The 1,368-nt window shown below is 76.4% G+C and carries 1 protein-coding gene; it reads left to right on the top strand.

The window, feature by feature from the left end; genetic code table 11:
- On the top strand, positions 1–1,368 hold a 1,368-nt coding region (locus AC5LSR_RS23165; RefSeq protein ID WP_493469027.1), incomplete at both ends, for a hypothetical protein.

Here is a 1,368-nt window from a genome sequence, read left to right as displayed (position 1 = left end):
ACAGCCCGGCGCCGAGTGGTCCGGCAGCCGCGCGCGACGAGTCCGCGGGAGCGGCCGGAACGGTCACCGAGGCCGATGCGCACGAGGCGTTCCTACGCGCCCACCTCACGTTGATCAGACTGCTGCTGGCCCGCCACATCCGCTGGCTGCGGGCCCGCTGGGGGAGCGATCCGCTGCACCCGGCGCACGGCACGGTCATCAGCGACGAGCAGGCCGACCTGCTGCTCGCGCAGGACGGCCCGGACGCCCGGTGGCTGTTCCACGACGTCGACCCGCGGTCGCGGGACCTCACCGCCCGCATCACGCGGTTACGTGACGATCTCGACCGGATCCGGGAGGTGCTCCTCGACGCGGACACGCCCGCCCCGCTGGACGTGCTCGCGTCGGTGTTCGACCTGACCGATCTCGAGCGCGACAGCCTGGTGCTCTGCCTGGCGCCGCGCCTCGACCCGGCGTTCGAGCGCCTCTACGCCTACGCGCACGACGACGTCACCCGCGGCTGCCCCACGCCCGCCCTCGCGGCCGTGCTGCTCGCTGACGCGCCGCGGGCCAGTCCACCGGATCCGTCGGACGAACCGGCGGCGCCGATGTGGTGGGGGCCGGACGCGGCGGTGGCGAGCTTCGGCACGGGCCGGCCGCTGATCGGTTTCGGGCTGCTGCGGATCGGGGCCGGCGGGCCCGGTGTGCCGTTCACCGGGCGTCCGCTCGTTCTCGACGACCGGGTCGCGGAGTTCCTGCTCGGTGTCAACCGGACCGACGACGCCGTGACCGGCCTGCTCGGGGAGATCAGGACGGCGCCGCTCGCGGAAGCCCACCTCACGCTGGTCGACCGGCTCGCCGAGCGGCTGCGCGGGCATCCGTCGCCGGTGGCGCGCTGGCCGGTCGTCAGCCTGGTCGGCCCACCCGGCAGCGGACGGCGGGCCTGCGCCGCCGCGCTGTGCGGCCGGCTCGGGCTGCGCGCCCGGGCTGTGGACGCCGCGGCCCTCGCGCGGCTCGGGTGGGCCGCACGCGCCGAGGTGGTCCGGCTGCTCGAGCGGGAGGCCGCGTTGTGCCGGTACGTCTACGTGATCGGCGGATCCGCGCTCGACGGCGCGGCGTCCGATGACGGCCGTGACGGCGGGCAGGCCGTCGCCGCCGACATCCACGATCATGAGCAGGCCGCGGCCCTCCGCGACCTGGCGGCGAGGCTGCGGGCGCCGGTCGTCGTGGTCGGCACGCGCCGGTGGGACGGCGACCGGGACGTTCTCGCCGTCGACATGCCCGTCCTCGACCCGCCGCTGCGCCGCGAACTGTGGACGAGGGGCCTGGCCGCCGCACGGCGCTCGGCGGGCGTCCCACCAGAAGCCGAAGCCGAGGCCGGGGCTGGGG

It is taken from the genome of Protofrankia sp. CiP1_Cm_nod4 (assembly GCF_982290645.1).
The sequence above is the reverse complement of the archived record's forward strand: the minus strand, read 5'-3'. Positions and strand labels throughout refer to the sequence as shown.